This is a genomic window from Acidovorax sp. GW835-FHT14G06, assembly GCF_058793595.1.
In genome coordinates, this window is the sequence record NZ_JBXAGA010000010.1 from 13,501 (window position 1) to 39,518 (window position 26,018).

The window sequence follows — 26,018 nt, forward strand, 5'->3', positions numbered from 1 at the left end:
GTCGCTCCACCACCGCCAGAGCCCGATTTGTCTGGACTGATGCCTCTGGACTTCCTGCTGCAGATCATGCGTGACCAAGACGAGGACAAGGGACGGCGCATGCAGGCTGCGACCCTGGCGGCCCCTTACTGCCACGCCAAAAAGGGCGAGGGAGGCAAGAAGGAAGAGAAAGCGGCGGCTGCGGCCAAGGTCGCCAGCAAATTCGCCACGGCCACGCCGCCGAAGCTGGTTGCTGCTGGCGGTCGAAAAGTCTAGAAGCGAATAGGGCACAGCATGACATGGCAGCCAATTGAGAAAGCACCACAAGACGGGTCGATCATCTTGGTGGCGCATGCAAAACACCCGCGCCTAGAAGGCTCAAGGCGGGTCTATGAGGCCCGTTGGAACGAAGTGCAGCAAACGTGGACGAGCGTCAATGGATTCATCTTGCACACAGGTTGCGCTTACTGGATGCCATTGCCGCCACCGCCAGAAGATTGATGGTCAGAACATGTAACCCGCGTTGAGCGGGTTTTTTTATGGGCAAAGCATGGAATGGACAACCTCCTGTATTGACTGGGCTGATCGGCTCAGACAGGGGAAGTCCATCATCCCCCCACCGATCTTCCCCGAGCAGGCAGAGCAGGCGCTGAACATTTTCAAGCAGCTGAAGATCGTGGATGCCCCAGGCAGCCCGACCTTTGGAGAGTCGTGCGCCGAATGGGTGTTCGACCTTGTGCGCTCGATCTTCGGGGCCTACGACGCGGACAGCGGGCGGCGGCTGATCACAGAGTGGTTCATCCTCATTCCGAAGAAGAACAGCAAGAGCACCATTGCGGCCGGGATCATGATGACAGCGGTCATCTTGAACTGGCGGCAGTCGGCTGAGTTCTCCGTCCTGGCCCCTACGGTGGAGGTGGCAAACAACGCCTTCGCCCCGGCCCGGGACATGGTGCAGAAGGACGAAGACCTCGAAGTCCTGATGCATGTGCAGACGCACATCAAGACCATCACCCACCGTGAGAGCGGGGCGGCCTTGAAGGTGCTTGCGGCAGACCAGAACACGGTAGGCGGCAAGAAGTCTGTCGGGACGCTGGTGGACGAGCTCCACCTGTTCGGCAAGATGGCCAGCGCCGAGAACATGTTCCGGGAAGCCTTGGGCGGCCTGGCATCGCGGCCCGAGGGCTTCGTGATCTGGCTCACCACGCAGTCTGACGAACCACCGGCAGGCGTGTTCAAGCAGAAGCTGGACTATGCCCGCGACGTGCGGGACGGCAAGATCATCGACCCCGGTTTCGTGCCGGTGATCTTCGAGCATCCGCCCGAGATGGTGGCCAACGGAGATTGTCTGAAGCTGGAAAACATGGCCATGGTGAATCCCAACATGGGGTTCTCGGTGGACCAAGCATTCCTGGAGCGCGAGTTCAAGAAGGCCGAGCTGGCAGGTGGGGACTCTTTCCGGGGCTTCATGGCGAAGCACGCGAATGTGGAGATTGGCCTGAACCTGCGCTCTGACCGCTGGGCTGGTGCCGACTTCTGGGAATCCCAGGCCAAGGCCCCCGGGCTGACACTCGACCAACTGCTCGACCGCTCCGAGGTGGTTGACGTCGGGATTGACGGCGGCGGCCTAGATGACTTGCTGGGCCTGGCTGTTGTCGGCCGAGACAAAGACACCCGCGAGTGGCTGACCTGGACGCATGCCTGGGCGCACCCCTCAGTTTTGGAGCGCCGCAAGTCTGAGGCCGCGCGGTTCCAGGACTTCGCCAAGGACGGAAACCTCACGCTGGTGCAGAACATCGGCGAGGACGTGGAAGACGTGGCCGGGATCTGCGCGCTGATTGAGGCGCGCGGCCTGCTGGACAAGATCGGGTGTGACCCGGCGGGGCTGGGCGGCATCGTGGATGCCCTGTCAGAGGCTGGAATCCCCGAGGAAAAGCTGATTGGCGTAAGCCAGGGCTGGAAGCTCACGGGAGCCATCAAGACGGCAGAGCGAAAGCTGGCCGAAGGCGTGCTGGTTCACGGTGGCCAGCCGCTGATGGCCTGGTGCGTAGGCAATGCAAAGGTGGAGCCCAGAGGCAACGCCGTGATCATCACGAAACAGGCGGCAGGCTCCGCAAAGATCGACCCGCTGATGGCGTTGTTCAACGCCGTCACTCTCATGTCACTCAATCCTGAAACCTCGCAGCACACGCAAGGGTTCGTAGACCTCAACGCTTAAAAAATGACCGAATTCAACCTGTCTGCCAAGCGCCACCAGTCGCGCGTGTTGACGGACTGGGCGGGATCGCGTCCGGGCGCCTTCGAACGCATGGGGGTTAAAAACGCGACCGTTGTCAGCTCCAATGTGAGTGGGATGAATGAGCTGTTCCAGAACATTCCATCCCCATCTGGCTACCAGGTGAACGACAAGACAGCCATGCTGGTGTCGACGGTCTATGCGTGCCTGTCGAAGAAGTCGGGCGCCATTCAACAGCTGCCGCTGAACAAATACCGATTCGACGCCGAAAACAACCGGTCGCAGTCTCCACGCGATGACCTCTGGTGGATGCTGAACGAGTCTCCGGCCCCAGCATGGACTGCTGCGAGTTGGAAAGAGTGGATCGTCCGCTGCGTTGACCTTCGAGGCGACCAGCACACAGAGATCCTGCGCAGCCGCCGCGCTTCAAACTACGGAGAGCCAGTCGGCTTCAAGGTCCACCACCCAGACAACTGCGCTCCACGGCGCAACCCGAAAGACCCGTCCCGGCTGGTTTACGACGTGATGGACATTGCAACCGGCAAGGTCTACACGGTCGACCAGGACGACATGCTGCATTTCACAGGCTTTGGCTTTGATGGCATGCGTTCACTGTCCGCTATCCAGTCGGCCGCAAAGTCGGGAATTGGCAACTCCCTGGCCGCTGCTGACTACACCGGGAAATCGATTGGTGAAGGCGCTATGCCTCAACTCTCGATCCAGTACCCCAACAGGATGGCGCCGGATCAACAGAAGCTGCTGCGTGACAGCTTCAGTGCCACCTACAACCCATCGAATGGCGCGCGAAAGCTGCCTCTGGTTCTCACTGAGGGGGCCAAGGTGCAGGAATTGAGCCTGTCGCCGGTTGACATGGATCTGCTGAACTCGCGCCAGTTTGAGCGCGAAGACATCTGCCAGGCGCTGGGAGTCCCCCCGATCCTTATTGGCGACAACACCAAGACGTCCAGCTGGGGCACAGGAATTGAGCAAATCACGCTCGGTTTCGTCAAGTACACGATCAAACCGCACCTTAACCGCTGGGAAGAAGAACTGAACCGGAAGTTGTTCCGGAATGCTGGCCCATTCCTGGAGTTTGATCTGGATGAACTGCTGCGCGGTGACTCCAAAGCCCAGGCCGAAGCCGACCGCGCCGCGTTGGGTGGCGCACAGGGTGATGGCTACAAGACCGTCAACGAAGTGCGCCGCTCGCGCAACCTGCCGCCGCTGAAAGGTGGTGACGAACTCTACAAGGCCGCCAAGCCAGCTGCCACCGCTGCTGCGCCGGTCCCCGCATCCACCGAAGGCAACCCATGAAAATCAACAAGCTCATGCAGCTACTAAAGGACAACGCCCGCGCTGATGCGGCGCCGTCCGCGCTTCGCTGCGAGGTCGCCGAAGACGGCGCCCATGTCTACGTGTATGACGTGATCGACAGCTACTGGGGCGCCTCTGCGGAGGCCCTGGTGTCAGCGCTTGCGTCCGCCGGTGACAAGACAGTGCACATGCACATCAACTCGCCAGGCGGTGATGTGTTCGAGGCCCGGGCCATGGCGGCAGCAATTGTCGGCCATGCGGGCAAGGTCATTGCACACATTGATGGAGTTGCAGCCTCTGCAGCTACGTATCTTGCACTCGCCGCCTCTGAGGTCCGCATGACTGAAGGTGGCCTTTTCATGGTGCACAACTCATGGACCATGGCCATGGGCAACCGCACCGAGTTGCGCGACACGGCCAACCTGCTGGAAAAGATCGACGGGACTATTGCTGCTGACTACGCGCGCAAGACCGGCGCGTCTGCAGAGCAGGTCAGCGCCTGGATGGATGCAGAAACGTGGTTCACAGCACAGGAGGCGCTCGATGCTGGATTCATCGACGCCATCGATGCCAACACCAAGGGCGAGAAAAAGGCCCAGTGGAACCTCTCCGCATATGCCAATGCGCCCAAGCCCACCGAGCCAGATCCAGACCTGACCGCCCTTGCTGCGGCCCAACTCCAAACCAACCGCAATCGCTTGCGGCTGTTCCAGATCTAGCGCGTCTCCCGCGTCAGAGCAGAGCCACCTCCGGGTGGCTTTTTTTATGTCCGTCTCATTCACGAAAGGTCAAAAATGAGCATTCAAGCCCTCCGGGAGCGCCTGCAAGCCTCCAACAAAGCCGCCAATCACATCCTCGCCGAGAAGGGTTCGCAAACCTGGACCGCTGAAGACCAAAAGGTGTTCGACGACCATGTCAGCGAAGGCGAGCGCATCAAGGCGCAGATCGCAGCCCACGAGGCCATGATCGCCCGCGACCGTGAAGACAACTTCAAGGATGCCGACGACTTCCGCGTCGATCCGAAGGCCAAGAAGCAATCCGAGGCCACCAAGGCGTTCGACACGTTCCTGCGTAAATCCTTCCGTGACATGTCGCCGGAAGAAATCACCGCTGTGCGCAATACGATGTCGACCACTACAGGTTCGCAGGGTGGTTTCACCGTGCAATCTGAAGTGGCGGCCTCGCTAATCGACTACCTGAAGTCCTATGGCTTCATGCGCGCCGTCGCTTCTCAGATGACCACCGAGAAGGGAAACCCCCTGTCGTTCCCGACTTCGGATGGCACCACAGAAGTAGGCGAGTGGATTGCACAGAACACGACCGCCACCGCCGCCGACCCAGCGTTTGGCACGGTTGCGCTCAATGTGTTCAAAGCTTCGTCCAAGATCATTGCCGTGCCTTTCGAACTGTTGCAAGACAGTCAGATCGACATTCAGGCCATGGTGATGAAGCGCGCTGCGGATCGCATCGGGCGCCTTGGCAATGTCGGCTTCACGACAGGCGGTGGCACCACCGACCCTAACGGCCTGATCACGGCATCCAGCGTAGGCAAGACGGGCACGACTGGCCAGACACTGACCGTCATTTATGACGACTTGGTGGATCTGATCGATTCGCTGGATGTTGCCTATCTTGGCGCACCATCCACGAATCCAGAACTGGCTGGCGCTGAACCTGGCTTCATGTTCAACCAGGCAACCCGCCGCGTGCTGCGCAAGATCAAGGACACAGCGGGTCGTCCGATCTGGATGCCAAGCTATGACGAAGGCATGACTTCGAAGACGCCTGACCGCCTGCTGGGCTTCCCGGTCTACCTGAACAACGACATGGCCTCGCCAGCTGCAAACGCAAAGACCATTGCGTTTGGCAACTTCAACAAGTACATGATCCGCGACGCCATGGACGTGACCATGTTCCGCTTTGACGATTCGGCCTACATCAAGCTGGGCCAAATCGGCTACTTGGCATGGGCTCGCATGGGCGGAAACCTGCTCGACGTGAACGCCGTGAAGCTGTACCAGCACAGCGCAACTTGATCGCGTAAGCGCCACGCAAAAGCCGCCCCGGTTCGCTTGGGCGGCTTTTTCATTGACGTTTGATAGGAGAAAAGTATGGCCAAGAAAGACGAATCCCCGAAGACCGTAAAAGCCCGCGTCCTGATCGATTGCCGCTTTGGCAAGGTCGACGATGTGGTCGAGGTTGATGAAGACGTTGCGGTCGAATCTGGCGACCTGGACGCGAACCCTGACGCTGTTGCGTACGCCGAGAGTCTGAAGGGCTGACATGGCGCTGAAGCTCCAGACGCCAGCCGGAGCGCTGTGCGTGTCCGTGCAGGAGGCGAAGCTGCACTGCCGAGTGGCTGCTGACATTGCAGATGTGAGCAACACAGCAGAGGATGCGCTGTTCGCCTCGCTGATTGCATCGGCCACCCTGGAGGCGGAGCACCTGATGGGCCGTGCTGTCATGCCGCAGAAGTGGCAGCTGACGCTGGATGCATTCGAAGACGAGATGGCATTGCAGCGCCCGCCGGTGACGGCGGTTGACAGCGTGACCTACACCAACACGGCTGGGACGCCGGTTGTGCTGTCGTCGAGCGTCTATCAGCTCATCGCGGGCAGCGACTACACCTCAAGCATTGTCCTCGCATATGGCCAGGCCTGGCCCGCGATCCGCGCCCAACGTGAGGCCGTGAAGGTGATCTTCTCGACGGGGTATGCCGACGCGGCAAACGTCCCGGAGCCGATCAAGTCGTGGATAAAGCTGCGTGTCGGAGCGCTTTACGAGAACCGAGAAGCCTGGACATTGGGGCAAGCCATCGCACGAAACGAACACATCGACTATTTACTTGACCGCTATCGGGTTTGGGGCTTCTGATGCAAGCAGGCCGCCTCAACCGCCGCTGCGTCATCCAGCAGCCCGGAACCACGCAGGATGAACTGGGCCAGACCATCCCCGGCTGGACGGACTTCGCCACTGTGTGGGCCGACATCCGCATGAAGTCGGGCCTGGAGTCGATCAAGGCAGGCGCCCCGGTGTCAGTGGTGACTGCAGCCATCCGCATCCGCTACCGGGCTGGAGTGAATGCCGGGATGCGAGTTGTGCACAACCTGGTGGCCTACGAGATCAAGGCGGTGATGCCGGATGTGTCCGGCCGCGTGTTCCTGGATCTCGCCTGCGAAGTGGTGAACTGAAATGGGAATGGGTGTGCGCATGAACGTGGCTGGCTTCAAGGAGCAGCTGCGCGCCGAGGTGGACAAGCTCCACGCAGCCACCCGCCCGGCGGCTCAGGCGGGTGCGCAGATCATCTATGAGCGCGCACGCATCAACGCACCGGTGTCGCAGGACAGCCACTTTTTCTACATCCGCGGCAAGAAGTACGGGCCATATGCGCCAGGAACCTTGAAAAACAGCATCTATCAGGTCTACAGCAAGGACAACAGTTTCAAGGACGTGAGCACGTACCACATCAGCTTCAACAAGAGCGAAGCGCCGTATGGATTCATCGTCCACAACGGCACCAGCCGCACGGCGGCCCATCCGTTCATCAGCAAGGCGGTTGTCGAAACCCGCGCTGAAGTTCGTGCGGCCATCAAGGCACGCTATCTGGAAGAGGTCAACAAATGAGCATGGAATCGGACCTCTCGACATTGCTCAAGACCATTTGCCCGCGCACGTTCCCGGACGTTGCGGACATCGGCACAGCACCACCGTTCATCGCCTGGCAGCTGCTGGGTGGTGAGTCCGTCCGCGCGCTGGACAACACTGCGCTCGACAAGCGCAACAGCTATCTGCAGGTGTCGGTCTACAGCCTGACCCGCGCGGAGTCGCTGACCAAGATCCGCGCCGCAGAAGAGGCGATGTGCGCAAGCACTGCATTTACCTGTATCCCCATGGGTGAGCCGCTGGCCACCTATGAGGCCGACACCAAGCTTTACGGCGCCATCCAGCGCTTCTCCATCTGGGCAGCCAGATAACTGATTAGGCGAAAGCCGACCAAGCAAGCCCCTCTCGGGAAACCGGGCGGGGCTTTTTTCATGCCCGTTGAGGGCAGCAACCCGACCCGCCCAGCGCGGGTTTTTTCATTTCTGAAAGGCCCTCACCATGGCACTGTATTTCCCCGAAGGCTCTAGCCAACAGTTCTCGCAGACCTTTGCGTCTGCCAAGAACATCACCGCCCTGTCCAATGCGAATCCCGCAGTGGCCACCAGCGTAGCCCACGGCTATACGACTGGCGATGAAATCCTGATTACCTCCGGCTGGGAGGATGTGACCGATACCGTGGTCAAGATCACCGTACTGACGGCTGACACGTTCAGCCTCACCGGCATTGACACCACGAACACCGGTTTCTATCCGGTTGGCACCGGCACCGGAACTGCCCAGAAGGTCAGCGGCTGGACGGCCATCCCACAGGTGCTGACGATCAGCGGATCCGGTGGTGACGCTCGCTTCACCGATGTGCAGCTGCTGGCCCGCCGCAACAGCCTGCGCATCCCAACTGGCTTCAACGCCACCAGCGTCACACTGTCCCTGGCGCACGACCCCAACCAGGCGAACTACCAGACCATGCTGGGCATCTCGCGCAACCTGTCCAAGGTGGCCTTCAAACAGGTCATCTCTGGCGGCGCTGTGACCTACGGCTACGGCTACCTCAACGTGTCCGAAATGCCCAAGCTCAACAGCAACCAGGTCAACACCGTTGACGCTGCAATGACGGTCATCGGCCGCTCGCTCACGTACTGACCCCCGGCGAAAGCCACCCCAGCACCGACGCATCCACGTTCGTTCCTTCGCAGGGACGGCGTGGGTGCGCACGGGCATTTTCAACCCTGCGAAGAAAGTAAACCATGGCCAAGATCACCCTGGGCAAGCGCCCAAAGAACTTCAAGAAGACCATCTCCGTGCAGATGCTGGACGGCACCACGGGAACCGTGGAGTGCGTGTTCAAGTACCGCACCAAGAAGGAATACGGCGAGTTTGTCGATGGCATCACCGCAGCCGCCCGCGAATCCGAAAAGGCCAATGAAACCACCAAGGTGGAAGAGGCTGAAGTGAAACCATTCAGCCTGGCTGAGTACCTGGAAAAGTCGGTAGACGCCGGGGCCGACTACATCCTGCAGATCCTAGAAGGCTGGAATCTTGATGTGGAGCTGTCCAGGGAATCCGTCGAGGACTTGGGCAACGAGTTTCCTGGAGCTACTGCCGCCATCATCGAGACATACCGCACTGCGGTACTCGAAGGCCGACTGGGAAACTGAAATCGGCTGGGGCTGCGCTCTATGCCAAGGAAGAGGATGTCTCTGGAAATCCCTTCCTTGCCGCCCTGGCCGCGCGTCAAGAGGATGAGTGCATAGAGGTTTGGCCAGAAAACTGGGCGATTTTCGCTATGTTCTGCGCGCTGCAAACGCAGTGGAGTGTAGGAATGGTCGGGGCCACCGGCATCAGGTATGAGGCCGCATACCCACTCATCGACAGAGCTGCAAAAACAGAAGAAGAGTGGAGCGAAATGTTTGAGGATCTTCGGGTCCTTGAAATGGCCGCCCTCAAGCAAATGAGCGAGAACCGCTCCGACAAATAGCCACCCCCGGGTGGCTTTTCTATTTCCTGGCTCGCTTCGGCGGGCCTTTTTCATTTGGGCGCCCATGGCATCTGATCTCAACATCCAGGCCGACGTAGTCGTCAACTCGGAACAGGCTGAAAGCGCCTTCAACCGTGTTGGCGACAAGGCCCAGCAGATGGCCACTGAGGTAGCCACGTCTGCGACCAAGGCAGGCCAGGCCGTTGACAAGATCGGCGACGGCGCGGGCGCCAGTGCAGACAAGTTCACCCGGGCAGAAAGCCGCATCTCGGCATCCATCAAGCGCGCAACGAACGAGCTTGAATTGCTGGGCAAGACGGCTTCTCAGCGCCTGGAATTCAACATCAGCGACAAGGGCCTCGACGCATCCAAGTTTGAACCGGCGTTGAGGAAGTTGCGCGAGCTGGAAGAGCAAGCGGCAGCAGCACAACGAGCCGCCTCTGGTTCTCTGGACAAGATGGGGATTTCAGCAAAGCAGACCGCCGCTGCGCTGCGTGGAGTCCCAGCCCAATTCACCGACATCGTGACCAGCCTGCAGGGCGGTCAAGCACCGCTGACCGTGTTCCTGCAGCAGGGCGGGCAGCTCAAAGATATGTTTGGTGGTGCAGGCAACGCGGCTCGCGCCCTGGGCGGCTACGTGGTTGGCCTGGTCAATCCGTTCACCGTGGCGGCTGCGGCTGGCGTGGCCTTGGCTGTGGCCTACAAGCAGGGGAGCGCAGAGGCTGACGCTTACAACAAGGCCCTGATCACCACCGGTAACGCGGCTGGCACTAATGCGGCACAGCTCAAGGCCTACGCCCAAGAAATCAGCGCCGTAGTCGGCACGCAGGGCAAAGCCGCAGAGTCGCTGGCTGCTCTGGCATCCACTGGAAAGATCGGCGCCGAGTCTTTAAAGGAGGCCGCTCAAGCGGCTGTTCAGTACGAGCGCGCCACTGGGCAGGCGGTGGAGAAGACGGCAGAGCAATTTGCATCTTTGCGCAATGAACCTCTGGCTGCTGTGCTGAAGCTCAACGATGGGATGAACTTTCTCACGGACAGCACTTACAAGCAGATCAAGAGCCTGGAAGAGCAAGGCAAGACTGCAGAAGCCGCAAACGTTGCGCAGCGCGCCTTTGCTGACACGCTCGCAGGCCGCGCGGGCGAGATGGAGCGCAATCTTGGCACCGTGGAGCGAGGCTGGCTGGCCGTGAAGGATGCAGCCAAGAGCGCTTGGGACGCCATCCTGAACGTTGGCCGGGCTTCCACGAATGTTGACCAGTTGGCAGCGGTTCGCAAGCAAATTGCCGACCGAGAAAACCAACTTGCAAACGGCGGCTTTGGCGCCAACGGCGGCGGCGCGGCCTTTGGACGGCCAAGCCAAGCAGCAACGGAGCGCCTACGGGCAGAGCTTGCCGCACTGCAGGCCCAGGCTGCGGCGTTGGAGGGCGTTGCAAACCAGAGCCGCGTCGCGGCCGAAGAAGAGCGCAAGCGCGGCGAGCAGGTCAAGGCCACAGCCGCCTTCGACAAGGCGGGCGAGAAGTTCCTGACCGACAAGGCCAAGATGGAGCGCGAGCTCGCCGCAGCGCGCGTGCAGGGTGCAGAAGCTGGCAAGAGCCAGGCCGAGATCGAACAGCGCCTGGCGCAGATCCGCGAGAGCTATGCCAAGAAGGGTAGCACTGCCTCAGAGAACAAAGAGCTGCGCGACCAGATGCGCGTCTTTGCTGACTTGGCCGGTGTGTCATCCACCTACTACGCCGAGCTGGCCAACTACCAGAAGCAGCGCGCAAACAACGTCATTACCGAGCAGCAGTATGTGCAGGCGGTCGAGGCGCTGATTAAAAAGCAACCCTTTGCTGTCGCCATTGCGAAGGAGCAGGCAGACGCGACCAAGGCGCAGGCCAAGGCATCCGAAGAGGCAGCTAAAGCCCACCTGAAATACGTGGAGAGCTTTGGCAAGGGTGCTGCTGCAGCTCAGCAACAGGCCGACCAACTGCGCACAGAAGAGGCCGCCGCCGCCATTGCCGCAGGTGGTTACTACTCTCTTGCGCAGGCGATTGAGCTGGTGACCATCGCCCGCCTTGAGGAAAAGAGAGACGGCCTGCTGGGCAACGAGGACGCCTATCTCGCTGTCCAGAAAGAGATCGACGCTCGCAAGGAGTTGGTGGGCCTCATCGGCTCCAAAGAAGCCCGCAAGGCTGCAGAGGATTCTGCAAAGGATGCGGCCCGCGAGTGGGATCGAGCTGCGGCAGACATCAACCGCAGCCTGACAGACGCACTGCTGCGCGGGTTCGAGAGTGGCAAGGACTTCGCTCAGAACCTGCGCGACACGATCAAGAACATGTTCAGCACCTTGGTGCTGCGGCCAATCGTCAGCGCCGTGGTCAACCCGGTGGCGGGCGCCATCACCGGGGCCCTGGGCTTGGCTGGCGCTGCGAACGCGGGTACGTCCGCCCTGGGCGCAATCGGCAGCGCTGCCAGCGGGGCTTCGTTCCTGGGTAACGCTGCGGGCCTGCTGGGCGGCGCTGGCACGGCGGCCGGTTACGGCTTCTCCGCGCTCATGTCCGGCAACGGCTTGGGCGCTCTGAGTGGTGGCCTGAGCATGCTCACCTCTGGCGGCCCAGCGGCCATCATGGCCCAAGGCGCCGGGATGATCGCCGGGGTGCTGGGCCCAATCGCGCTTGGCATCGGCGCCCTCACGGCCATCATTGGCAAGACCAAGGGCGAAACCCGCACAGGCGGCCAGTTCGGCGTGGCCTTTGACGGCAGCGTGACCAACCAGCGCCGGGGCCAAACCTACACCATCGAGGGCCAGCAGTTCGACCGCGACTTCACCAACGGCCTGCAGACCGCGCTGAAGGACGGCATTGCCTACCGCCTTGAAGGCGACCCCGTTGCGCAGGAATCCGCCATCCGTGAAGCAGTGGCGGGCACGGCCAGCGGCATCAATGGGTTCCTCAAGGCCCTGGGCAGCGCTGCAACCCTCACCGGATTCTCCGCAGGCCTGGAAACCTCGGGCAAGGGCCGGGGCGGGGTGTTTGCGGGCGGCCTGCTGTCCACTGGCGCAGCCTTCGGAGAATCCGGCAAGGGCGACAACTACGCCGGGACTCTGTACGAGAAGTTCAGCACCAACAGCCCCGACTTCAAGACCGCGCTGGAGAACTTCACGCTCGATCTGAAGCAAGCCACGATTCAGGCGCTGCAGACTGTCTCGGACATCCCGCAGTCTGTGCAGAAGATGCTGAAGGGTGTGGACGCCGAGGGCCTCACCGAAGACGCCGCCAACAAGCTCCTGGAAACCATCAACGCCCAGATCGTCGGCGTGAACCAGTTCAAGGACGCGCTCAAGGGCATGGGCCTGGACACGCTGGCCACACTGAGCTTTGACGCAGCCGCAGGGCTGGCTGAAGTGTCCGGTGGGTTCGACAAGCTGCTGGGCAACCTGCAGACCTACTACACGAACTTCTTCACAGGCGAAGAGCAGCGCGCCAACCTGCAGCGCTCGCTGGCAGAGCAGCTGTCCACCCTGGGCCTGCAGCTGCCCGACATCAACGCCAGCAACGCGCGCGACCAGTTCCGCGCCCTGGTGCAGGGGGCAGAAAAGGACCTCAGCGAGTCCGGCCGCAAGACCTACGCAACCCTGCTTGCACTGTCCGGCGCCTTCGCATCCATCACCGAGGCAGCCCAGACCACCACGCAGACCCTGGAGCAGCAGCGCCAGGCCTACTACGGCGCCCTGCAAGATGCAGTGTCGGCCCGCAACAAGTCCCTGCAGAGCCAGCTCAGCGCCGCGCAGGAGGTGGAAAGCACCCTCGACAACCTGTTCGGCATCCTGCGCAGCAACGTGCGGGAGCTGTACGGCCAAGTGGACGGCACGCGCGGCATGCTGGCCAGCCAGGGCAATGCCTTCATTGACCAGGCGCTGGCCACTGCAAAGGCCTCGGGCTATCTGCCAGACGCCGACAAGCTGGCCGAGGCAATCGGCGCCGTGCGTGGTGGTATGGACGGCGGCGCGTACACCACCCAGTTTGCTGCCGACCGCGACCGCCTGGTATTGGCGGGGAAGCTCTCGGGCCTGGAAGGCATTGCAGAAAAGCAGCTCACAGACGCCCAACGCACGGTGCGCGCGCTCGAAACGCAGATCGACCAGAACGAGCAGGTGCTCGACTACTGGAAGCAGCAGATCGACATCGCGAACGGCACGTACCAGGGCATCCTGAGCGTTGAGTCTGCTGTGCAGCAGCTGAGCGGCTTCTTGGGTGGAACGGGCAGCACCCGGCCAACTGCTGCAACCGGCAGCCTGGGCGGCGACGTGTCGGGCCCCGCCTACCGGGACAGGGGCACCGTGGCGCGCGCCGACTATGGCGCAGATGTGGCTTTGTCCAGTTTCGACAAGTTCAAGGCCTGGTATCAGGGCCTGGCCACAAACGCCAACGTGGGCGCGCTGCAAAGCGCTGGCTACCAGGTGCCCGACTGGATGCGCGTGGGCGGCATGGCGGGAGACAGCACCGACAAGGAACTGTTCGGGTCGTACCTGTACTTCAAGAACAACCCGCAGTTCGCCAAAGACTTCGAGCAGGTCATGACCACGGGCCGCTCCAGCCTGCCTACGGATGGCAGCACCCTGGTGCGCAGCGACCTCTCGAAGATGCCCGCCGACGTGGCTGCGTATTTTCAGAACGACCGCAACAGCCTGCTCAGCTATGAGAGCTTCGGCCTCGACCCTGTGTTGGCCTACAAGCTCTACAAGGACGGGCCCGAGCAGTTCGGCCTGAACCTCTCGCGCGAGAACTTCACCGAGTGGCTGCGCACCCACAAATGGACGGATGGCGGCGTGGTATCGGCCAACAACACGCTGGACACGGCCAAGCCCTACGCAGGCTACAACCTGGCGCGCTACGACAACGGCACCGGCAACATCGTCAACCTCGACAGCACCATCTACTCGCCGGACGGCAAGTACCTGGGCATGGCGGGGCGCGACCTGATGACCAGCGTGTACGGCTCTGCATTCCTGGGCACCACGGGCGGCAACTATGGCGATGCCACGCGCTCGGCGCTCTACAACAGCCAAGTGCAGGGCGGCAACAGTGAGGCCGCTTACTACGGCGCCATCAAGAGCAATCTGGACGCCGCCATCGCGGGCGGCATGTCCGCTCAGGGAATCGCCGACGCCATCACGCAGACGGGTGCCTCCATGGCCGACGTGGCTGCGGCCTACGGCATCACCGTGGCCCAGCTGGAAGAAAACCTCCGCGCGGGCGGTGCCACCAACATCCCGAAGTTTGCCGTTGGCACCAACTACGTACCGCGCGACATGCTGGCCTACATCCATGAGGGTGAGGCTGTGGTGCCCAAGGCCTACAACCCGGCTGCGGGTGGCGGAAGCGCTGGATCTGGCCGCCTGGAGGCTCTGGTGGAGCAGTTGCTGGCGAAGGTAGACGCCCTGGAGGCGGCGGCGAATGAAACCGCTGGCAATACCCGTCCGCTCCCACAACTTAGCCGCCAGTTCGATCAGTACAGCAATGGCGGGCAATTCAGCCGCCAGAAGGCCGTCGCATGAACATCCTCCTCCCCAAGACCATTACGACCGCCATGTTCGGCGCCGGAACCAACATCCCGGATGTTGACACCTCGATCACCCCCGCAGAGGTCGCATGGACATCTGGCGGCACGTTCGTACTGAAGGACCGCCGCACGCGCGATGGGTGCTGGTACGAGTGCGTGCAGCCCATCACCGGGGCCCCTGCAAACACCTATGTGCCAGGCAGCGCGGCCGCAGAGGGTTGGTGGCTGAAAGACGAAGGTGCCCCCACCAACCGCATGGCCCCCTTCGACAAGTACCTGTTCACCAAGGCGCGCCGCGCCGGGAATGTCACGTATGAGCTGACGCCAGGGTTCATCAATGGTGTGGCCATCTACGAGATTGAGGCCGACCACCTCAACATCACGGTGAAGGATGGCGCGACCAACCTGATCACGCCCGTGGACATTGAGTTGTGGGAGCAGGCCCCCGGCTTGTGGGAATACCTGTTCGGCGAACTTGCACGCGGCACTTACTACGCGCTCAAGGACATCCCGATCAACCCGAATGCCAAGGTCACGATCACGCTCACCCGGAACAACCCTTTGGTCGAGGCCGCTGTCGGCTTCATCAGCGTGGGCAACTGGAAGACCCTGCTTGCGCCGCTCACGCAGGCCAGCGGCGTGCAGTACGGCGTCGAGGCCACCACGCGGGATTACTCGTACAGCCAGGAATACAAGGATGGAACGTACATCGATGTGGAGGGCCGCAAGGCTACCGACATCAACCTGTCCTGTGTGATTGATGCAGCAGGCGCGCCCTCGGCAAAGCTGCTTCTGGAACAGATCCTTGGTAAGGCTGTGGCCATCGAGGTGAGCGAGCTTCCCAAGTATTCCCACCTGGCCACGGTGGGCAAAGTCACCGGCTCTGTCCGGTCCGTCAACTGGCCCACTGCTCAGGTGGACCTGCAAATCAAAGGCAATGTATGACCAGTCCTGTCGCGCCAGATGCGGCGCCGTCCGTGCCGGAGTTCCCGGCGCTTGGCGATCCTTCGTTTAATGCAAAGGCCTACACCTGGGGTAGCTGGGTTCCATCGCTGGTGACCTGGATCACTGGCGCGGTTTCCAAGGCCTACCAGAACGCGTTGAGCGCCTTCGAGAGCGCCACCGCCGCTGCCGCCAGCGCCACCGCATCCGAGGCCTCGGCCGTTACATCAATGGCTGGGTCCAACTTCAAGGGCGACTGGGCTGGACTGACTGGGCCACTGAACAAGCCCGCATCTGTGGCGTATGCAGGTCGTGTCTGGCTGCTGCTCGACAACCTGGCCGACGTCACGGCCGCCGTGCCTGGCGTGTCTGCCAGCTGGCGTGCGTATGACGTTTTCTTGCCTCTGGTGCCGGTGTCCGGCACAACGCAAACGGCCGTGGCCGGATACCACTACCCGCTGAACAACGCGGCCGCAACCACCCTCACATTGCCAGCATCCCCAGCAGAGGGCGCAATGGTGTGGATCACCGTTGCCAACGGCCGTTATGACAACACCGTGGCCCGCAACGGCAGCACGATCATGGCGCTGGCCGAAGACATGCTGCTCGACAACCCGACCACCTATCAACTCCGATTTATCAATGGTTCCTGGAGGCTTCTATGAGCGCAGCAAGTCAGTTTGGTGGCGGTGCGCCGCTTGGCTCCACCGCCAAGGGCTACGGCCTGACAGAGCCGCAATATGTGCGCGCTGACGGCCGCGCGCTCACCCGGTCTGCATATCCCCGGCTGTCCACCAAGTTCCCGTTCGGGCGCCTGACTGGCACCATCCGCACGCTCGGCAGCACCCCCAGCAGCTACAGCGTGGCTGCCAGCCCGACGTACTTCGTCACACCCTTGGCGGCTGGCAACCCGGGCATGCAGTATTCAACGGACGGTGCGACCTGGTCATCTGCATCCCTTTCCACCCCGTCTGCGTCTGTGGCATGCGTTATTTGGGCGGGCACTCGGTTCTGCGCTGTCAACACCACGACCACGCAGCCGTTCGTCACCACGGGTGACAACCCAAATTCGACATGGACGTCTACGTCGGGTGGCATCAACAGTGTCCCCGCCGGGCTTCTGAATTTGCTGGCATATGGGTCAACTCCAGCGCGCATCGTCAGCATCGGCGGGTCTTCAGGCACTAGCGTGTACACGCTCGACAACGGCTCGACCGCTTGGACCAACCGCACGGGGCTGACTTCGCTGTACCGGCGCGGCGTCTGCTGGTCCGGCCAGAAGTTCTTCATCGTGTGCGATGGCGCTGCGGTCGTCAGCACATCCACTGACGGCGTCACCTGGGCTGAATCACAGATCCCCGAGGCCATTGCAGCGTCGTCGGGGGACATCGCCAGCAATGGCGCTGGCGTCATCGTGATGACCGGCGCAGCGTCCGGGTTGTGGGTCAGCTCTGACCACGGCGTGACATGGTGCGCTGTCGGCATCCCTGGGGTTGCAAGCTCTAACGCCTGGAAGGTGACCTACTCGGGCGACCGGTTCTTCATCTCCACGGCCGCAGGTGTCGCGATGTCCATGGACGGCAAGGAGTGGTTTGTCGAGTCCCAGTCTTTGCAGGCCCGCGCGCTCAACTCTGGTTTTGCGAAAAAGGGTTCCGCCATCGTCCAGATTCAGGCCTCTGCCACGGCGTACTCGTTCACCGAATCCGCGACTGATTTCTGCGTTCCCATGCTGCAGAGCTACGGCCCCGCAGTGTCTGGCAACCCCATCGCTTCCGAGCCCGTATTTATCAAGGCCCTGTGACCATGACCACTCTGCACCATTTCGACCTTTGGGGCTGGTACTCGCCCGCCGAAATCCCTGGCCGCGCCACGGACGTTGCGCCCGACAGCCTGCCCGCCGAGCGCGTGGTGGGCCAGCCCTGGCCCAACTGGACGGGGGAGGGCTGGGCCATGCTCGACTACATCGAGCCTCCGGCCCCAGATGCTCCGGCGCAAGCGCCGCGCCTCATAACCGTAGGCGCGCTATTCGACCGCTTCGGGCCGCTCAAGTGGCAGATCCTGGCCGATCAATCGCCACTGGTGCAGGCCGTCATCCGTGACGCCCAGGTGCGCCGCCACATCGACCTGAGCAACCCTGATCTGCCGGGCGGCCTTGCCATCCTGCAAAGCGCTGGCCATGAGATCGATGCAGCGGCTGTGATTGATGCGCCAGTGCAGCCGCACGAAGTGCCCTGAGCAACGAACACAAGAACAACCAACCCGCTGCGGCGGGTTTTTCTTTGCCCGGGAGGGGTATAGATGAGCAACCACGCAGCAGAAAACGCGGGCATCGTCGCCAGCAAAGTGGCCGCATACGGAGGTGCCAGTGGCGCCGTAGTAGCTGGGCTGACCCTGAACGAGCTCGGCGTGATCGTCGGCATCTTTGTGGGCTTGACCGGGTTGATTCTTGGGCAAATCTGGTCCTGGAGAAAAGACCGGCGCGAGGCCAGAGAGCAGGAATTGCGGATGCGCAGGGACTTCGGGTCCAACTGGAGTGAGCTGTGAACATCCTGCAAACCATCACCGACACCGCCATTGACCCAGCGCTTGAACTGCTGCCCAAGCACATGGACAGCCCGCTAGCCCGGGTGATGCTCCTGTCCATTGGGCTGCAGGAAAGCCGGTTTGAGTACCGCCGCCAAATGGGCAACGGCCCCGCCCGTGGGTTTTGGCAGTTTGAGCAGGGCGGCGGCGTGCGCGGCTGCGTCAACCACCCTGCTAGCTCTGGCCTGCTGCGGCAAATCTGCGTGGTGCGCGGGGTGGCGTTTGAGCCCCGTGCGATATGGGCAGCGCTGGAGCGTGATGACGTCCTGGCCGCAGCGGTGGCACGCCTGCTGCTTTACACCGACCCACGCCCTCTGCCAGCAATGGACGATGCGCAAGGCGCGTGGGACTGCTACTACCGCAACTGGCGCCCCGGAAAGCCGCACCGTCAGACCTGGGACGACTTGCACGCGCGTGCCGTGGAGTTTGTGCAATGAACGAAAAAGACCGCTGGAAACATCGCCGCCGCATGGCGTGGCTGTCACTGCTGGCAGGGCTGGCGTTCCCGCTGCTGCTGCTCTACACAGACTCGGCACAGCTTGGGGTTGTGGCCGCGCCGTTCTACACGTTTGCCGGTGCCGTGGTGGTGGCATACGTGGGCTTTGCGACCTGGGATGACAAGTCCAACAAGGACCCATCATGAAACTCACCGTACTCATTGCCGCCGTTTTGATCAGCGCAAGTCTCACCGGCTGCGCCACCACAAAGGGCCTGGAAGTCTCAGCAGAGGATGCCAAGGAATGCGCCGAGGTGGGCTGCACTCCGTGGTCTGAGCGCCAGCTAGAGGGACTCGCAAAGCACTTCTACGGCCTGGGCGTGAAGGCTGGGATTCAGCGGCAGAAGGGGTCGATCTGATGTGGGCCTATGTCGGTGTTGCCGTGGCCGCTGGCCTGATCGGCTGGACCGCCCAGGGGTGGAAGCTGGGCGAGGAAATCGCAGAGCTTCAAGCGCACTACGCAACCGAGGCGCAAGAGGCCACGCAGCGCGAGTTGCGCAAAACAGCACTTTACAAGGAGCAGTCAGATGCAGCACTCAGAAAAGCCGAAGCGCGCGCGGCTCAAAACAAGCGCGATGCTGACGGTTTGCGCGATGAGCTTGATGGGCTGCGGGGCGACCTTGCCACAGTCCCCGACAGAATCCGCAACGCTTCCCGCGAGGCCGTCGATCAGTACGCCACTACCGCCAGTCTCGTATTCGATCAGTGCATCCGAAGATATAGCGAGATGGCGGGCGCAGCTCAAGGCCACGCCTCTGATGTCCAAACCTTGATGGATGCGTGGCCCTCACAGCCGCGCTGATACGAAAGTGATACGTCGCCACCGTTTCTACAGTGTAGCGACCCATTGAACTACGAGGAGGCAAGGCAGCCGCGCATTGTAGTGGCGCGCGCGGGCCTCTTGAGCCGCTTGGTCCTCAGTCGTATTTCACGGTGTAGATGATGTCCACCGCGCTTTTCTCGCCGGTCTGCCCGCGCAGGGTGAGGCGGCGGGAGAGGTCGTAAAAGATGTAGAGCGTGCCCAGCGTGCCCGACAGGCTGCGTTCGTAGGTCACGTACAGGTCTTTGGACAGGCGTTTGCCGAAGGTAAGGGCGGCAGTGCTGGCGTCGTCGCCCGCCGTGGCGCCACGAAACCCGATTTCATCCAGGCCCAGGCGGTTGGCGGCGTTGGCGGTGGGGTTCTTGTTGCCGTTGCGGCCCAGCAGGGCGAGGGCAGCCTGCTGCAGCACGGCGGCTTCGGCGCCGCCTGCCGATGCGTTGCGGCCCAGCACCACCCACGACAGTTTTTCGGCGTCGGGCAACTCTGGGTCGGAGTAGAGCGTGACGCGCGGCGCCTGCGCGCTGCCGGTGACCTGCACGCCTGCGCGCACGCTGATGTTGGGGCGCAGCGCCAGGATGTCGAGCGAGGGGTTGTTGTACGGGCCGTTGAAGCGGATGAGGCCCGTCTCCACATCCAGCATCTGGCCCCAGGCGCGGTAGCGGCCCTGGTCGGTGCGCACCTCGCCGGTCACGCGCGGCGGTGCGCCGGGCACGGCGCTGCTGCGGATGTCCACCTCGCCCGTCAGCCGGGTGGTGATGCCCTGGCCCTGCAGTGCAAAGTCGCGCCCGAGGTTGAGGGTGATGGCGATGTCGGGAGGCTTGGCCGTCTCTGCCTGCGCCGCCACCTGGCTGGCCTTGGCGGCGGCCTGGGCCTTGGCCTGGTCTTCACGGTCCTTGGCGGCGGAGCGCACGACCACGTCCGATCCCAGGCTGGGTGCAGATTCATCGGGCAGGATGATGGTGGCGCGGTCAGTGGTGAGGTTGCCGCGCAGGCTGATCTGGCCCTGCTGCAATTGCGCCTGCACCTGGCCCGACACGCTGACCTGCCGGTCGGCACGCACCAGCACCTGCAGGGCCTTGGCCTCGGCCTGCAGTGACATGGTGATGCCTGACAGGCCTGTGCCTGTCGTGGCACTGTCGCCCCAGGCCACGCGGCCGGTAGCGGTCAGCATGCCGCCGTCTTGCGCAGCGGCCGTGCGGTTGCCGCTGAAGCCTGCGATGCGCGCGTTGCTGCCACGCCCGCCTTGCAGGCGGAACTCGGTGATGTTGAGCTGGTTGCCCTGCAGCGTGGCGCGCAGGCGGCCACCTTGCAGGTCCACTCCATCGACTACCGACCGCACCGCCATGTCGTCGGCCCCCAGAGTGCCTGCCCAGCGCGGGGCATCGCGCGTGCCCGACAAGGTGGCGCTGGCATCCAGCGTGCCGCGCACGCGCCAGCCGGGCGGTGCCAGGGCCGACCACACGCCCACGTCGGGCAGGCGCGCACGCAGGGTGCCGGCCAGCGGCGCATCGGCAGGCCAGGTGACGGGGGCATCGGCGTTGGCTACGGCCAGGCGCGTGCTGGCGATGGCGTCGATTTCGCCCGCGCGGTCGCTGGCCCAGAGCAGGCGCGCGCGCAGCGTGTCGCCTTCGGCGGTGACCGTGATTTCTGCCTGGCGTACACCGGCTGGAGTGCCTGGGGCGCTCGATGCGCTGGATGCACCTGCAGGCGGCGTGGCCGCAGTTGCCAGTACGGTGGTGGCTCCGGCACCGGTGCCTTGGCCGCTGCTTTGCACCGCCGTGACGGCGGTGGCATCGCCCGCCAGGATGCGCAGGTCGCCACTGGCACGGCGCAGGCTGGCGCTGGCTCGCAGGGCGTTGCCCGTGGTGTCCACACTCCATTGCCCGTCGAGCACGATGCTGCTGGCCAGCCCCATGCGCGCAAGCAACGGCTGCGCGGGCCGGCCCGCGGCGGCGGGCGTCTCGCCCAGGCCCAGCGCATCCACCCAGGCCATGGGCAGGCCCTGCAGCGTGCCCTGCGTTTGCAACCGCATGGGGGCGCCGGGTGCCGTGGCTGTGGACCATTGAACGGGCGACCAGCGCAGCGTCACGGTGCCTGGCAAGGGGCCCGTCACGCGGGCTTGCCCGGCTGCTGCCTGCAGGCTGAGGGTGGCGCTGGTGGCGGGCGATGGTGTGGCACGCCCGCTGGCTCCTGACGCGGGTGCGCTGGGCGTGTGGAGGCCGGTGCGCATGGTCAGGCCCAAAGGCTCCGACAGTTGCAGGGCCCAGGAGGGCCCGGGGTGCTGCGCCGCTTGCGCTTGCAGGCGCAGTTCGCTGACCTGCACCTGCCATTGCCCTGCACCCACCAAGGTGCTGGAGACGCGGGTCTGCACCGCCGTCTGCAGGGCCTGGGGGGCTGGCGTGCGGACCTCGCCACGCAACGACAGGGTGGCTTGTGCCAGGTGGCCACCCAGTTCTGCCTGGATGGCGCGCAGTTGCAGGACTTGCCCGGCTGCCGTGCCGCCGCCTGCGTTGTTGGTGGCGGGCAGCGTCAGGTCCAGTTGGGGGGCATTCAGCGTGGCCTGTAGCTCAAAGCGGTCTTGGTTGCGGGGCGGCGCGCTGGTGGCGGTGGCAGTCTGAAGCTGCTGGGCCAGCGTCTGCCAGCCCCCCTTCCAGCGGGCGGTGAGTTGTGCCGCACCCTTGGCACTGGCCCCTTGCAGCGTGCGTTGCACGGTGGGGCCCACCAGCGGCAGGCTGGTCAGCCAGCGCTGCGTGCGGTCGGTGTCGGTCCACTGCACCTGCAGGTCGCCGGCGCCGCTTTGGGCAGCCAGCGTGCCTTGTGCCTGCGCCGTGGCGCCGGGCACCGCCAAGGTGACCTTGCCTTGGGCAGACTGTGCGGCCAGCGCTAAGCGCAGGTCGGTAGCTTCCACACGGGCCTGCAATGCGTCCAGCAACAGGCGGTCCAGCCGCACCGTGCCGCCAGCGGCGGCCTGCCACGTGCCTTGTGTGCTCAAGGTGTTGATGCGAAGCGGTGTGCCTGCCACCGCTGTTGTCTTTGTCGTGGCAGCGCGCGCAGCCGTGCCTGGGTCGGCCCGCACATCGGCGCTGAAGCGCACGGCGTCGTCCTGGGTTTGTGCGGTGACGCGGCCGGAGAGCGGGGCGGCGGCCAGCAGCGTGTGCAGGGCGTCGGGGCGCAGCGCGCGCAGGGTGGCCTGGCCTTCCAGGGCGTGGGTGGCGGGGGTGTAGTGGCCCTGAGCAGTGATGCTGCCCGCGCCTGCCTGCAAGGTGGCGCTGGGCAGGGTCCAGCGGGTACCGTCGTAGTTTGCGCTGGCGTCCAATGCGGTCAGTGGCAGGCGGGTTTGGTCCCACGGCCCGGGCAGGTCGTTGCGCAGCTGGGCCTGCAGGCTCCAGCCTGCGGGGTCGCCAGCCGTGCCTGAACCACCGGATGTCGGCCCGGCTTGCACAGTGCCATGCAGCTGCGTGACAGGTGCCAGTGGCCACAGGGCCGCCAGATTGACGGCACGCAACGTGGCGTTGGCGGACTGCAGGGGTTGCTGCGCCCATGGTGCCAGCGTGGCGGCCAGGTCGGCCTGCATGGGTTGTGTAGCGGGTGCAAGGGTTGTGCGTGGGGGAGGGTGTGGTGGTGCAGCCGGTTTGCTGGCAGGCGCGGCTGCCGGCGGTGTTGCGGCTTCGCTGGGCGGCGCGGGGTTCAGGCGTGCCTGCAGCTGCAGTTGAGCTGCGGCGGTGGCCAGCGTGCCCTGCAGCGTGGCGTGGGCTCCCACCTGCAGCGCCGCGCCGCCCCCGGGTACGGCGGTGTGCACGGTGCCGTCCACGGTGGCGTCCAGCGCCATGGGGGCTTGTGCGCCCAGCGTGGCGCGTGCGCTGTACTGGCCCTGGGCCAGCTCTACCGCGCCGATGTTCAGACGGTGCTGGCGGCCGTCAAACCGGTAGTCGCCCACCAGGCCCACGGCCTCCACGGCGGGCGACCCGGCCCACAACAACTGGTCCACACGGAAAGGCACGCCCAGCTGCAGTGGCAGCACCAGGTCAGTGAGGGGCGTGGGCGGTGGCTCGGGCACGTCGGCGGGCCGGGGCTGGGGCGTGATCAGCACGCGGGTGGCATGCACCTCGCCCAGCTCCAGGCGGCGCTGCAGCAAGGGGGCCAGCTGCCAGCCCAGGCGGATGTCGGTCACTTCCACCGCCAGGGTGGGACTGCTCCAGCGCAACCAGCCAATGCGCCCGCCGCTGCGCAGCGAGCCGCTGACCTCGCGGCTTTCCAGTTGCTGGTCGGCGGGCAGGTATTGTGCGGCGCGGGCCAGCGTGGTGGCCAGCGATGTGCCGCTGCCTGCCCACCACCACAGCAGCGCGCTGGCCGCCAGCAGCAAGGCCACCAGGGCCACCAGCAGCCAGCCCAGTGCACGCAGTACACGGTGGGCATCGGATGGGCGCGGTGGGCGAGGGCGCTGTGCCGACGAAGACCCGGCGCTGAAGTCCGACGCGCGGGAGCGGGGTGTGGGATGGTGCGGGGTGTTCATCGCCATCAGAAGCTGAACCCCAGGCGCAGGTGCAGCCGCACCGCCTTGGTCTTGACGCCGTAGGCCAGATCGGCCTGCAGCGGGCCCACGGGGCTGCGCCAGCGCACACCGGCGCCTACGCCCACACGCGGGCTCAGGTCACCGACCTTGTCGGCCACGGCGCCCGCATCTACAAACAGCGTGCTTTCCCAGTCGGTCATGGCGCCTTTGTAGACGATGGGGCGTTGCCACTCCACGCTGCCCACGGCCAGGTAGCGGCCACCATAGAGCTGACCCTTGTCGGTGCGCGCGCCGATGCTGCGGTAGCCGTAACCGCGCACCGTGGTGTCGCCGCCGGTCACAAACAGCTGCGTGACGGGGATCTGCGCACCCTCACGCGCCAGCACCGCGCCCGCCTCGGCCCGCAGTGCCACACGGGCATTGCGGCCGATGCCCGCCTCGTCCAGCACGCGGCCTGCGGAGATGAAAGACTGCCACCGCACCAGGGTGCGCACAAACGGGTCGCGCTCTGGCCGCAGCGTGGTGCCCAGACCCAGCTCCACCGCCACGCCATGGCCCCGCGTGGGGGCGGTGAGGCTGTTGAAGTAGCGCCCGGTCCAACCGTAGTTCACGCTCAGGGCCGTGCTGGTGTCGGAGGGCGATCGCATGTTGTCGGTCAGCCCCTGGCTGTTGGCGTAGTCGTACTGCAGAAAGTAGTTGCGGTCGATGGTTTTGGTGCTTTTGCTGCGGCCCGTGCGCAAGCGGCCGCTGTTCACGTCGTAGTCACCCGTGGCCTCGCGCAGCACCTGGACACCCGCAAACCAGCGCCAGCCGTTGTTGTTGGGCAGGTCGGTCCATTCGGTACTGGCGAGCTTGGTTTCGCGGTCGAGGGCGAGTTTGGTCACCGCGCGCCAGCCCAGCACAGGCATCTGGTTGTGAATGTGCTCCAGCGACAGACGAGCACCGCTGTCGGTCGAAAAGCCCGGGCCGAACACCAGCTTCTGCATCGGGGCCTCGCGCACCTGGGCCACCACTGGGGCGGCCTGCGGGTCGGTGCCTTCGGTGTCGAGCGTGAGGAACACGGCGTCGTAGTAACCGCTGCTGGCCAGGCGCAGCTGGGCGTCCAGCATTTCTGCCTCGTCATACACCGCGCCCGTGGGCAGGCGTGCCAGGCGCCGCGCGCCGTCGCTGTCGTAGCGCTGGCTGCCCTGCACGCGCAAGGGGCCGAAGCGGTAGGCGGGGCCGGGGTCGTAGCTCACGCCCAGTTGGGCTTCGTGCCGGTCGGCATCGATCTCGGCCCGGCTGTTGGCGATGCGCGCCGTGGGGTAGCGCCGTGCCTGCAGCTGGCGCAGCCCATCGGCCTTGGCGTTGTCCCACGCAGACTGGGTGAAGGGCTGCCCGGGTGTAAGGGACCAGTTGCGCTGCAGACGCTGCTGTTGGCGCGCCAGACTGTCGCTGTCGCTGTCGCTGTCGGCGTCGCCCGCCACCGTGATGTCGGCACTGGCAATGCGCGTTGGTGGGCCGGGATCCACGGTGACCGTGACGGTGCGGTGCGGGGCCTTGCTGGCACCCGCGGTTTCCTGCGCCTCGGTCAGCTCCACGGTGATGGTGGGCGCAAAGTAGCCCAGGGTGCCCAGCAGTTCCCGCGCATTGGCGTCGGTGGCGCCCAGCAGTCGCTGCAACTCGTTGGCCTGCAGGTCGGGCAGCTGGCGAAAGCGCTGCAGCTCCAGGTGGCGCTCCAGCGTCTCGCGCACCGCGTCAGGGGCGCGCACCACCACGTCAAACGACGCCGCGCCATCGCTGGCTGTGGTGCTGGCAATGTCGCTGGTTGTTGGCTGGTCGGCTCGCGGCAGCAGGCTGCAGCCACTCAGGCACAGCGCGCTGGAAAGCAGCAACGCCGACCACAGGGCCGGCGTTGGGGTGGTAGCGGTGGCTGGGCGCAAAACGCAGAAGGGCACGGCGCGAGGAATATGTCAGAAGGATCGTAGGGGGAGGGCAAGCCTGCCAGCTCGCCCGATGCATCCCCGACTATGC

General features: G+C 64.1%; 25 protein-coding genes. 23 read left to right on the top strand and 2 right to left on the bottom strand.

Translation table 11 applies throughout. The features are described from left to right. Positions 1 to 27: 27 nt before the first annotated feature. The 23 genes from AC1Q64_RS17960 to AC1Q64_RS18070 all read left to right on the top strand — a co-directional run bounded on the left by AC1Q64_RS17960 (position 28) and on the right by AC1Q64_RS18070 (position 19,474). Positions 28 to 255, top strand: coding sequence for a hypothetical protein (locus AC1Q64_RS17960; protein WP_492252266.1), 228 nt, complete (start codon positions 28 to 30; stop codon positions 253 to 255). A gap of 274 nt (positions 256 to 529) precedes the next feature. Further along, the gene (locus AC1Q64_RS17965) at positions 530 to 2,197 is read left to right on the top strand and encodes a terminase large subunit (protein ID WP_492252267.1); all 1,668 of its coding nucleotides are present in this window, start codon (positions 530 to 532) and stop codon (positions 2,195 to 2,197) included. Positions 2,198 to 2,200: 3 nt separating this feature from the next. After that, on the top strand, positions 2,201 to 3,529 hold the full coding sequence (locus tag AC1Q64_RS17970) for a phage portal protein (protein ID WP_492252268.1): 1,329 nt from the start codon (positions 2,201 to 2,203) through the stop codon (positions 3,527 to 3,529). Then, entirely contained in the window at positions 3,526 to 4,248 is a 723-nt protein-coding gene (locus tag AC1Q64_RS17975; RefSeq protein WP_492252269.1) for a head maturation protease, ClpP-related, read from the top strand. The genes AC1Q64_RS17970 and AC1Q64_RS17975 overlap by 4 nt, the downstream gene beginning before the upstream one ends. 75 nt (positions 4,249 to 4,323) lie before the next feature. Beyond that, a complete protein-coding gene (locus tag AC1Q64_RS17980; protein WP_492252270.1) occupies positions 4,324 to 5,565 on the top strand; it encodes a phage major capsid protein in 1,242 nt (413 codons plus the stop codon). Between the two features lie 75 nt (positions 5,566 to 5,640). Continuing rightward, positions 5,641 to 5,811 carry a hypothetical protein gene (locus AC1Q64_RS17985; protein WP_492252271.1) on the top strand — a complete coding sequence of 57 codons (171 nt, stop codon included), beginning with the start codon at positions 5,641 to 5,643 and terminating at the stop codon, positions 5,809 to 5,811. A 1-nt stretch (position 5,812) separates the two neighbouring features. After that, a complete protein-coding gene (locus AC1Q64_RS17990; protein WP_492252272.1) occupies positions 5,813 to 6,403 on the top strand; it encodes a head-tail connector protein in 591 nt (196 codons plus the stop codon). Next, positions 6,403 to 6,720, top strand: coding sequence for a phage head closure protein (locus AC1Q64_RS17995; protein ID WP_492252273.1), 318 nt, complete (start codon positions 6,403 to 6,405; stop codon positions 6,718 to 6,720). Before AC1Q64_RS17990 ends, AC1Q64_RS17995 begins: the two co-directional genes overlap by 1 nt. A 1-nt stretch (position 6,721) precedes the next feature. Beyond that, the gene (locus AC1Q64_RS18000; RefSeq protein WP_492252274.1) at positions 6,722 to 7,153 is read left to right on the top strand and encodes an HK97-gp10 family putative phage morphogenesis protein; all 432 of its coding nucleotides are present in this window, start codon (positions 6,722 to 6,724) and stop codon (positions 7,151 to 7,153) included. Then, positions 7,150 to 7,503: a tail completion protein gp17 gene (gp17, locus tag AC1Q64_RS18005; RefSeq protein WP_492252275.1), complete on the top strand. Its 354-nt coding sequence runs from the start codon at positions 7,150 to 7,152 to the stop codon at positions 7,501 to 7,503. Before AC1Q64_RS18000 ends, gp17 begins: the two co-directional genes overlap by 4 nt. 127 nt (positions 7,504 to 7,630) lie before the next feature. Beyond that, a complete protein-coding gene (locus tag AC1Q64_RS18010; protein ID WP_492252276.1) occupies positions 7,631 to 8,272 on the top strand; it encodes a phage tail tube protein in 642 nt (213 codons plus the stop codon). A gap of 104 nt (positions 8,273 to 8,376) precedes the next feature. Beyond that, positions 8,377 to 8,787, top strand: coding sequence for a phage tail assembly chaperone (locus tag AC1Q64_RS18015; protein WP_492252277.1), 411 nt, complete (start codon positions 8,377 to 8,379; stop codon positions 8,785 to 8,787). A 92-nt stretch (positions 8,788 to 8,879) separates the two neighbouring features. Next, entirely contained in the window at positions 8,880 to 9,107 is a 228-nt protein-coding gene (locus tag AC1Q64_RS18020) for a DUF1799 domain-containing protein (protein WP_492252394.1), read from the top strand. Positions 9,108 to 9,171: 64 nt separating this feature from the next. Then, positions 9,172 to 14,646, top strand: a complete 5,475-nt coding sequence (locus tag AC1Q64_RS18025) for a phage tail length tape measure family protein (protein WP_492252278.1) — start codon at positions 9,172 to 9,174, stop codon at positions 14,644 to 14,646. Beyond that, the gene (locus tag AC1Q64_RS18030) at positions 14,643 to 15,596 is read left to right on the top strand and encodes a hypothetical protein (RefSeq protein WP_492252279.1); all 954 of its coding nucleotides are present in this window, start codon (positions 14,643 to 14,645) and stop codon (positions 15,594 to 15,596) included. Before AC1Q64_RS18025 ends, AC1Q64_RS18030 begins: the two co-directional genes overlap by 4 nt. Next, positions 15,593 to 16,258, top strand: coding sequence for a hypothetical protein (locus AC1Q64_RS18035; RefSeq protein ID WP_492252280.1), 666 nt, complete (start codon positions 15,593 to 15,595; stop codon positions 16,256 to 16,258). Before AC1Q64_RS18030 ends, AC1Q64_RS18035 begins: the two co-directional genes overlap by 4 nt. Then, entirely contained in the window at positions 16,255 to 17,394 is a 1,140-nt protein-coding gene (locus AC1Q64_RS18040; RefSeq protein ID WP_492252281.1) for a WD40/YVTN/BNR-like repeat-containing protein, read from the top strand. Before AC1Q64_RS18035 ends, AC1Q64_RS18040 begins: the two co-directional genes overlap by 4 nt. A gap of 2 nt (positions 17,395 to 17,396) precedes the next feature. Beyond that, positions 17,397 to 17,828, top strand: a complete 432-nt coding sequence (locus tag AC1Q64_RS18045) for a hypothetical protein (protein WP_492252282.1) — start codon at positions 17,397 to 17,399, stop codon at positions 17,826 to 17,828. Positions 17,829 to 17,891: 63 nt separating this feature from the next. Then, a complete protein-coding gene (locus AC1Q64_RS18050; protein WP_492252283.1) occupies positions 17,892 to 18,137 on the top strand; it encodes a holin in 246 nt (81 codons plus the stop codon). Positions 18,138 to 18,199: 62 nt separating this feature from the next. Then, a complete protein-coding gene (locus tag AC1Q64_RS18055) occupies positions 18,200 to 18,613 on the top strand; it encodes a hypothetical protein (RefSeq protein ID WP_492252395.1) in 414 nt (137 codons plus the stop codon). Then, positions 18,610 to 18,819 carry a hypothetical protein gene (locus tag AC1Q64_RS18060; protein WP_492252284.1) on the top strand — a complete coding sequence of 70 codons (210 nt, stop codon included), beginning with the start codon at positions 18,610 to 18,612 and terminating at the stop codon, positions 18,817 to 18,819. Before AC1Q64_RS18055 ends, AC1Q64_RS18060 begins: the two co-directional genes overlap by 4 nt. Next, a complete protein-coding gene (locus AC1Q64_RS18065; protein WP_492252285.1) occupies positions 18,816 to 19,031 on the top strand; it encodes a hypothetical protein in 216 nt (71 codons plus the stop codon). Before AC1Q64_RS18060 ends, AC1Q64_RS18065 begins: the two co-directional genes overlap by 4 nt. Then, positions 19,031 to 19,474, top strand: coding sequence for a hypothetical protein (locus AC1Q64_RS18070; RefSeq protein WP_492252286.1), 444 nt, complete (start codon positions 19,031 to 19,033; stop codon positions 19,472 to 19,474). Before AC1Q64_RS18065 ends, AC1Q64_RS18070 begins: the two co-directional genes overlap by 1 nt. A 115-nt stretch (positions 19,475 to 19,589) precedes the next feature. Here AC1Q64_RS18070 and AC1Q64_RS18075 read toward each other — a convergent pair whose 3' ends face one another. Both AC1Q64_RS18075 and AC1Q64_RS18080 read right to left on the bottom strand, forming a co-directional pair. Beyond that, positions 19,590 to 24,011 carry a translocation/assembly module TamB domain-containing protein gene (locus AC1Q64_RS18075; protein ID WP_492252287.1) on the bottom strand — a complete coding sequence of 1,474 codons (4,422 nt, stop codon included), beginning with the start codon at positions 24,009 to 24,011 and terminating at the stop codon, positions 19,590 to 19,592. Then, positions 24,011 to 25,942: an autotransporter assembly complex protein TamA gene (locus AC1Q64_RS18080; RefSeq protein ID WP_492252288.1), complete on the bottom strand. Its 1,932-nt coding sequence runs from the start codon at positions 25,940 to 25,942 to the stop codon at positions 24,011 to 24,013. The genes AC1Q64_RS18075 and AC1Q64_RS18080 overlap by 1 nt, the downstream gene beginning before the upstream one ends. Positions 25,943 to 26,018: the final 76 nt, after the last annotated feature.

What these genes read in the sequence shown, in the direction of transcription:
- AC1Q64_RS18045 (WP_492252282.1), top strand. Translation starts at nt 17,397, where the DNA reads ATGACCACTCTGCACCATTTCGACCTTTGGGGCTGGTACTCGCCCGCC.
- AC1Q64_RS17990 (WP_492252272.1), top strand. Translation starts at nt 5,813, where the DNA reads ATGGCGCTGAAGCTCCAGACGCCAGCCGGAGCGCTGTGCGTGTCCGTG.
- AC1Q64_RS17995 (WP_492252273.1), top strand. Translation starts at nt 6,403, where the DNA reads ATGCAAGCAGGCCGCCTCAACCGCCGCTGCGTCATCCAGCAGCCCGGA.
- AC1Q64_RS18035 (WP_492252280.1), top strand. Translation starts at nt 15,593, where the DNA reads ATGACCAGTCCTGTCGCGCCAGATGCGGCGCCGTCCGTGCCGGAGTTC.
- AC1Q64_RS17970 (WP_492252268.1), top strand. Translation starts at nt 2,201, where the DNA reads ATGACCGAATTCAACCTGTCTGCCAAGCGCCACCAGTCGCGCGTGTTG.
- AC1Q64_RS18055 (WP_492252395.1), top strand. Translation starts at nt 18,200, where the DNA reads ATGGACAGCCCGCTAGCCCGGGTGATGCTCCTGTCCATTGGGCTGCAG.
- AC1Q64_RS18025 (WP_492252278.1), top strand. Translation starts at nt 9,172, where the DNA reads ATGGCATCTGATCTCAACATCCAGGCCGACGTAGTCGTCAACTCGGAA.
- AC1Q64_RS18065 (WP_492252285.1), top strand. Translation starts at nt 18,816, where the DNA reads ATGAAACTCACCGTACTCATTGCCGCCGTTTTGATCAGCGCAAGTCTC.
- AC1Q64_RS18015 (WP_492252277.1), top strand. Translation starts at nt 8,377, where the DNA reads ATGGCCAAGATCACCCTGGGCAAGCGCCCAAAGAACTTCAAGAAGACC.
- AC1Q64_RS18010 (WP_492252276.1), top strand. Translation starts at nt 7,631, where the DNA reads ATGGCACTGTATTTCCCCGAAGGCTCTAGCCAACAGTTCTCGCAGACC.
- AC1Q64_RS18050 (WP_492252283.1), top strand. Translation starts at nt 17,892, where the DNA reads ATGAGCAACCACGCAGCAGAAAACGCGGGCATCGTCGCCAGCAAAGTG.
- AC1Q64_RS18030 (WP_492252279.1), top strand. Translation starts at nt 14,643, where the DNA reads ATGAACATCCTCCTCCCCAAGACCATTACGACCGCCATGTTCGGCGCC.
- AC1Q64_RS17980 (WP_492252270.1), top strand. Translation starts at nt 4,324, where the DNA reads ATGAGCATTCAAGCCCTCCGGGAGCGCCTGCAAGCCTCCAACAAAGCC.
- AC1Q64_RS18000 (WP_492252274.1), top strand. Translation starts at nt 6,722, where the DNA reads ATGGGAATGGGTGTGCGCATGAACGTGGCTGGCTTCAAGGAGCAGCTG.
- AC1Q64_RS18040 (WP_492252281.1), top strand. Translation starts at nt 16,255, where the DNA reads ATGAGCGCAGCAAGTCAGTTTGGTGGCGGTGCGCCGCTTGGCTCCACC.
- AC1Q64_RS18075 (WP_492252287.1), bottom strand. Translation starts at nt 24,011, where the DNA reads ATGGCGATGAACACCCCGCACCATCCCACACCCCGCTCCCGCGCGTCG.
- gp17 (WP_492252275.1), top strand. Translation starts at nt 7,150, where the DNA reads ATGAGCATGGAATCGGACCTCTCGACATTGCTCAAGACCATTTGCCCG.
- AC1Q64_RS17965 (WP_492252267.1), top strand. Translation starts at nt 530, where the DNA reads ATGGAATGGACAACCTCCTGTATTGACTGGGCTGATCGGCTCAGACAG.
- AC1Q64_RS17985 (WP_492252271.1), top strand. Translation starts at nt 5,641, where the DNA reads ATGGCCAAGAAAGACGAATCCCCGAAGACCGTAAAAGCCCGCGTCCTG.
- AC1Q64_RS18070 (WP_492252286.1), top strand. Translation starts at nt 19,031, where the DNA reads ATGTGGGCCTATGTCGGTGTTGCCGTGGCCGCTGGCCTGATCGGCTGG.
- AC1Q64_RS17975 (WP_492252269.1), top strand. Translation starts at nt 3,526, where the DNA reads ATGAAAATCAACAAGCTCATGCAGCTACTAAAGGACAACGCCCGCGCT.
- AC1Q64_RS18060 (WP_492252284.1), top strand. Translation starts at nt 18,610, where the DNA reads ATGAACGAAAAAGACCGCTGGAAACATCGCCGCCGCATGGCGTGGCTG.